The 6,274-nt window shown below is 75.2% G+C and carries 5 protein-coding genes and 1 riboswitch; of the genes, 4 read left to right on the top strand and 1 reads right to left on the bottom strand.

Annotated elements, in window-relative coordinates:
• Positions 1 to 351: divalent metal cation transporter (locus tag AB0O82_RS38440; RefSeq protein ID WP_363589675.1), on the bottom strand; the 351-nt coding region annotated here is incomplete at its 3' end.
• Between the two features lie 360 nt (positions 352 to 711).
• Positions 712 to 888, bottom strand: a riboswitch (M-box (ykoK) riboswitch).
• 137 nt (positions 889 to 1,025) lie between these two features.
• Here AB0O82_RS38440 and AB0O82_RS38435 point away from each other — a divergent pair.
• The 4 genes from AB0O82_RS38435 to AB0O82_RS38420 all read left to right on the top strand — a co-directional run bounded on the left by AB0O82_RS38435 (position 1,026) and on the right by AB0O82_RS38420 (position 6,115).
• Positions 1,026 to 1,922, top strand: a complete 897-nt coding sequence (locus AB0O82_RS38435) for an ABC transporter ATP-binding protein (protein WP_363589673.1) — start codon at positions 1,026 to 1,028, stop codon at positions 1,920 to 1,922.
• Complete coding sequence (locus tag AB0O82_RS38430) at positions 1,919 to 4,669, top strand: FtsX-like permease family protein (RefSeq protein WP_363589671.1); 2,751 nt, start codon at positions 1,919 to 1,921, stop codon at positions 4,667 to 4,669. The genes AB0O82_RS38435 and AB0O82_RS38430 overlap by 4 nt, the downstream gene beginning before the upstream one ends.
• Positions 4,670 to 4,814: 145 nt before the next feature.
• Positions 4,815 to 5,183: a BlaI/MecI/CopY family transcriptional regulator gene (locus AB0O82_RS38425; RefSeq protein WP_363589677.1), complete on the top strand. Its 369-nt coding sequence runs from the start codon at positions 4,815 to 4,817 to the stop codon at positions 5,181 to 5,183.
• Positions 5,180 to 6,115 (top strand): M56 family metallopeptidase, encoded by a 936-nt coding sequence (locus AB0O82_RS38420; protein WP_363589669.1) that lies wholly within the window; start codon positions 5,180 to 5,182, stop codon positions 6,113 to 6,115. The genes AB0O82_RS38425 and AB0O82_RS38420 overlap by 4 nt, the downstream gene beginning before the upstream one ends.
• Positions 6,116 to 6,274 lie beyond the last annotated feature (159 nt).

Below are 6,274 nucleotides of genomic sequence, written 5' to 3'. Positions count from 1 at the left end.
CCGGGCGTGGCCGACACCGGTGACAGCGCCCAGGCGCAGCACCATCTCCTGGTTCACGTACAGCACCGGGACCAGCATCAGCAGCGTCCACAGCAGCTGCGTGCCGTAGTTCTGCCCCGCCTGCCCGTACGTCGAGAAGGCGCCCGCGTCGTTGTCGCCGACCATCACGATCAGGCCGGGACCCACGATCGCGAGCAGGGTCTTGAGCCGCGCGGACAGGCCGTGGCGCGGCGTGGTGTCGTCGAGCCGGATGGTGCCGAGCGCACCCCTGATGTCGCCGACGTGGGCGTCGTCGAGCACGGCGGTGCGGGTGGTGGTGGGGACCTTCGGGTCCAGCATCACGTTGGTCATGGCAGGGCCTCCCTGCCCCCTTCCTTGAGGGGGCGACAGGGGGCACGCAGCAGCGATCCTCCCTGCGAGAGCGCACGGCGTCGGACCGCACGGCGGCGCTGAGCGGCGGCGGCCGTGAGGGCATGACGGGACGTCAGACGTCGTACGTCGGGGCGCGGTTGAGCGCATGACGCAGCGTCAGGTGAACGCGCGCAGGGAAGGTTGTTACCGCGTGCCAGAGGTGATCGAGAGCATGCGGGGGCAGGGGCGACTATGGCCCGGACTATCGCAGTCCATGTCTCTCGCCTCCTCCCGGTCGGGGGCGCACCGTCTGTGCACCGCATCGCGACACGGCAAGGAGCGGACCGGCCCCACGGGACCGGCACACCCCAACTCGTCAGAGCTTTGGCACTCCACGGCGTGTCCAGCCCGATCGGCCGGAAGCCACTTGGGGTCAACCCTTAACTCGGGAAGACCTGTCCTGAACCTGGGCGTCTCTCGACGTCGTCGGGTCAGTGGCCTGTGTCCGTGAAGACGCCTCACCGAACGAGGTGCCTTTCAAATCTCGTCAAGCATAAACCCTCCCCTTCACCCGGATAGCGGCGTTTCGACCGAACTTCGACAGCTTTGTAGAAGCTTGACCAAACCCACCCCTCGACGTGCACCCCCGTCCGGCATATATAGTTCACCGACATATGCAGCTCAACAGCTCACGAGGGGGAAGTGTGTCCCACAGCGATCCGACCCGATCCGCACCCGTCCTGCACCTGGCCAACGTCACCCGGGTGCACGGCCGGGGCGCCGCCGAGGTACACGCCCTGCGCGGCGTCGAACTGGCCGTCCACCCCGGCGAGTTCGTCGCCGTCATGGGCCCGTCCGGCTCCGGGAAGTCCACCCTGCTGACCCTGGCCGGCGGACTCGACGCGCCCAGCGAGGGCGAGATCCTGGTCGAGGGCGTGGCCCTCGGCGGCCTCAGCCGCGGCCGGCTCGCCGACCTTCGGCGGCGCTCCATCGGGTACGTCTTCCAGGACTACAACCTGATCCCCGCCCTCACCGCCGCCGAGAACATCTCGCTGCCCCGCGAACTCGACGGAGTCTCCGGACGCACCGCCCGCCGCGAGGCGCTCGCCGCCCTGGAGGAGCTCGGCATCGGGGAACTCGCCGACCGCTTCCCCGACGACATGTCCGGCGGCCAGCAGCAGCGCGTCGCCATCGCCCGCGCGCTGATCGGCGAGCGCCGCCTCGTCCTCGCCGACGAACCGACCGGCGCCCTCGACTCCGCCACCGGCGAGGCCGTGCTCGCCGTGCTGCGCGCCCGCTGCGACGCCGGGGCCGCCGCGATGATGGTCACCCACGAGGCCGCGCACGCCAGTTGGGCCGACCGGGTGGTCCACCTGAAGGACGGCGCGGTCGCCTCCGAGAGCCACGGGCGGCGCACCGGCAAGCGCCGGCTGACCGCCGAGCCGCTCAGCGCCCCGGCCGACGGCTACGGCCACGCGGCCGACGGGGCCGGGCACTCGGCCACCGGCACCGGCCACACGTCCGGCGACTTCGGCCACGCGGCCGGCGGCTACGGCGAGGTGGCCCGATGAGACTCGGCGCCTGGAAGGTCGCCCTGCGCATCGCCCGCCGCGACGCGCTGCGCGCCAAGGGCCGCAGCGCCCTGATCGTCGCCATGATCGCGCTGCCCGTCCTCGGCGTCACCGGCGCCGACGTCGTCCACCGCAGCGGGCAGCTCACCCCGGCCGAACGGGTCGAACGGGTGCTGGGCGGGGCGGACGCCCTCGTCACCTCGCTCGCCCCCGGCCGGGCCGTCGAGCAGGCCCCGGTCGCCGAGGACGGCGCCTTCGCGGCCCAGCCCCGCCCCGGGCAGCCGCCCACGGCCGAGCAGCAGAAGGGCGCCGGCACCGACCCGGTCACCCTGGTCACCGGGCTGCTGCCGCCGGGCAGCGTGCTCACCTCCGCCCGGCAGGGCCCGGAGACCGGCGCGACCTCCCCCGAAGGCCTGGTCCGCACCCTCACCACCGAGGCCGACCTCACCGACCCGCTCTGGCACGGCCGGCTCAACCTGGTCGACGGCCACGCCCCGGGCGGCCCGCGCGAACTGGCCGCCACCCGGGCCTTCCTCGACAACGCCGGGCTGGCCGTCGGCGGCACCACCACCTTTCCGGGCCTGGAGCGGACCACCTTCACCATCACCGGCGTCGTCGAGCACCCGGACGACCTCCGCCGGGTCGAACTCGTCGCCCAGTCGGGCGCGTTGCTGAGCCAGCTCGCCGCCGCCACGCCTCCCGGCAGCCCGGCCGCGGCACCGCCGGAGCCCGAACGCGGCGCCTGGCTGGTCCGGCTCCCCGCCGGGGCCACCCTCGACTGGGCCAAGGTCCAGGAGTTCAACGCCCACGGCTACACCCTCACCGCCCGCTCGGTCGCGCTCGCCCCGCCGCCGCGCGCCGCCGTCCCCTACTACCGGGACGCCTACCGCTCCTTCGGCCCCTCCGCCGACGACAACACCAAGGTCGTGGTGGCCACCGTCACCGGCATGGGCCTGCTGGAGGTCGCCCTGCTCGCCGGCCCCGCCTTCGCGGTCGGCGCCCGCCGCTCCCGCCGCCAGCTCGCGCTGCTCGGCGCCGCCGGCGGCCGGCGGACGCACGTCGGCGCGGTGGTGCTCGGCGGCGCCCTCGTCCTCGGCGCGGCCGGGGCCGTGGTCGGCTTGGTCCTCGGCGGCGGCCTCGTCGCCGGGCTGCGCCCGTGGATCGAACGGGCCGGCGGCGCCCGCTTCGGGCACTTCGCCCTGCCGCCACTGGACCTGCTCGCGATCGGCGGGATCGGCCTGCTCACGGCGCTCCTCGCGGCCGCGCTGCCCGCCCGGCAGGCCGCCCGCCGCAGCGTCACCGCCGGACTCACCGACCGGGACACCGTCCAGGCCCCGAACCGCTGGGTCACCGTGCTCGGTGTGCTGCTGCTCGCCGCCGGCGCCGCCCTGGCCCTGTACGGCGCGAGCGCGCTGCAACACGGCGGCGTGCCCGTCGTCAGCACCTTCGACACCCGCACGCTGACCGTGCTCGGCGGCTCCGTCATCGCCGAACTCGGCCTGCTCGCCTGCACCCCCGCACTCGTCGCCCTGCTCGGCCGGCTCGCCAAGCGGCTGCCGCTCGGCCCCCGACTCGCCCTGCGCGACTCCGCCCGGCACCGCTCGCGCACCGCGCCGGCCGTCGCCGCCGTGATGGCCGCCGTGGCCGGGGCCGTCGCCATCGGCGTCTACAGCACCAGCACCGACGCCGAGAACCGCCGCGACTACCGGCCGCAGGCCCCGTACGGCGCCGTGCAGCTCCTCTCCACCGTCGACGGACCGCAACTCGACGGCCTGCGCGCCGAGGTGGGCAAGCAGCTGACCGACCTGGGGCCGCGCGCCGACCTCGGCGAAGCGGTGTACCAGTTCTGTGCCAACTGCTCCAGCACCGTCCAGCTCAAGGGCACCGTGAACTGGCGCACCGCGTCCGGCCCGCCGCACCTGGCCTCCGGGGACGCCGCCATGCTCCGCACCCAGTTCGGCATCCACGACCCGGCCGCCGAACAGGCCCTGGCCGCCGGGAAGATCCTGGTCTTCGACCGCGCCTTCCTCGCCGGCGACGGCCGGGCGGTGCTCCAGCTGCGCGGCAGCTCCGGCGCGCCGCTCCAGCCCGGCGAGGTCCCCAAGCCCGACCTTCAGGAAATCCCGGCCGACGCCGTCCTGGTCGAGAACCCGACCGCCGCCCGCTTCGCCCAGGGCCTGATCCTGCCCTCGGCGCTGCCCAAGCTCCTGCCCGGGCTCACCGCGAAGCCCACCGGCTCGATCTGGGTGCCCGCCACCCCGCCCGACCGCAAGGCCCAGCAGCGCACCGAGGCCGCCGTCGTCCGGCTCGACCGGGCCGCCCAGCTGGAGGTCGAGCGCGGCTTCCAGTCCCGCGGCGACGCCCTCACCCTGGCCCTCAGCGGCTTCGCCGGACTGGTCGTCCTCGGCGCCGCCGGCATCGCCACCGGCCTGGCCGCCGCCGACTCCCGCCAGGACCAGGCCACCCTGGCCGCCGTCGGCGCACCACCGCGGATCCGCCGCACCATGGCGGGACTGCAGTGCGCGATGATCGCCCTGCTCGGGGCGCTGCTCGGGGCGGTCAACGGCTTCGTCCCCGCGGTGGGCCTGCTGAAGTCCCGGGCGAGCGGGTTCGGCGGCCACCCGGCCCTGATCACCGCCCCCTGGGGCCAGCTGCTGCTGGTCGTCCTGGTGCTCCCGGTGCTGGCGGGGCTGCTCGCCGCCCTGCTGACCCGCTCCCGCATCCCGATGGGGCGGCGGCTGTCCTGACCCCTGGCGCACGCCGGTGCCCGCCCCCCATTCCGGAGGGCGGGCTTCGGCGTGCGCGGGCGACCCGCGCGCGAGAGCGCCGTACCATGGGCGGGTTCTAGCGGGCGAAGGGCGCCGGCGGTCGGCGAGGGAGAGAACGGCGGTGCTGCGCGGGTTCGGCGACCTGGAGGCCGAGATCATGGACCGGCTGTGGTCCTGGGGGCGGCCCGCCACCGTACGCGAGGTGGTGGACGACCTCCAGCGGCAGCGGCCGGTCGCGTACACCACCGTCACCACGGTGGCCGACATCCTGCACACCAAGGGCTGGCTGCGCCGGGACAAGGTGGGCCGGGCCTGGGCGTACGAGCCGACCTGCACCCGGGAGGCGTACACCGCGCGGCTGATGCGCCAGGCGCTGGAGACCACGCCGGACCGGGCGGGTGCGCTGCTGCACTTCGTCGACGGGATGAGCAGCGACGAGGCGTCCGCGCTGCTGGCGGCGCTGGAGCAGGTGAAGGCCCGGGACGCCGAGTGACCCTCGCGCTGCTCGGCCTCCACCTGGCCGTGACCGGGGTCCTGCTGCCGCGCCGACTGGCCGGCTCGGCCCGGTTGCAGGCGCGCCCGGCGGCGGGCGCCGCGCTCTGGCTGGCCCTGATGGCCTCCTTCCTGGTCGCGTTGCTGCTGGCGGCGCACCACGCGGTGGAGCCGTTCGCCCACGAGCCGGCCGGGCTGGTCGGGCTGTTCCCGCACCCGGAGCCCCCCGGGCCCGTCGCCCCGCACACCCACGACTGGTGGCTGCTGGCCGCCGCCGGGGCCGCGATCGCCACGGTGGTGGCGGCCGTCGGCGTCCGGGCCGGACGGGCTCGCCGACGGCACCGGGCGATGCTGGACGTGGTCGCCGTCCGGGACGGGCGCTGGGGCGCCCTGATCCTGGAACACGCCCACCCGACCGTCTACTGCCTGCCCGGCCGCAGCTCCCGGGTGGTCCTGTCGCGCGGGGCGCTGCGGCTGCTGGACGACCGGCAGTTGGCCGCAGCGGTGGCGCACGAGCACGGACACATCCGCGGCCGCCACCACCTGTTCCGGCTGCCGGCGGACACCTTCGCCCTGCTGTTCGGCCCGCTGCCGCTGGCCCGGCGCGGGCGGGCGGAGGTGGGGCTGCTGCTGGAGATGGCGGCCGACGACGCCGCGCTGGCGCGGGTGTCGCGCAGCGAACTGGCCTCCGCGCTCTGCGCCCTGGCGATGTCCGGAGCCCCGACGGGCGCCGCGCACGGCGTCGTGCCGGGCACGGCGTACGGCATCGCGCCCGGCGGGTCGCTGGCGGTGGCCGCCACCGGGGTGCTGGCCCGGGTCCGCCGGCTGGCCCGACCGGGGCACGGCCGACGAAGGCGCCGACTGGCCTTCTGGATGGTGGTGTCGGCGCTCCCGCTGCTGCCGTACCTGCTGGCCTGCGCGCCGCACCCGTAGGGCGTCCGCCGTCCCCCGGTCACGATGCCGGGCGGACCCTAGTGTGATGCGCCACAAATCATGAGGGTAGTAATTACCGTGATGCCTGGACGACTGGGTTGATCTTGGCGAGGTAGTCGGCGAGGGACTTGAGGATCTCGTCGGCGGTCTTGGTCCAGG

Source organism: Kitasatospora sp. NPDC088264 (assembly GCF_040685715.1).
Taxonomy (GTDB): Bacteria; Actinomycetota; Actinomycetes; order Streptomycetales; family Streptomycetaceae; genus Kitasatospora.
The sequence above is the reverse complement of the archived record's forward strand: the minus strand, read 5'-3'. Positions and strand labels throughout refer to the sequence as shown.

Coding starts and splice junctions, on each gene's coding strand:
- AB0O82_RS38435 (WP_363589673.1), top strand. CDS start 1,026: ATGCAGCTCAACAGCTCACGAGGGGGAAGTGTGTCCCACAGCGATCCG.
- AB0O82_RS38430 (WP_363589671.1), top strand. CDS start 1,919: ATGAGACTCGGCGCCTGGAAGGTCGCCCTGCGCATCGCCCGCCGCGAC.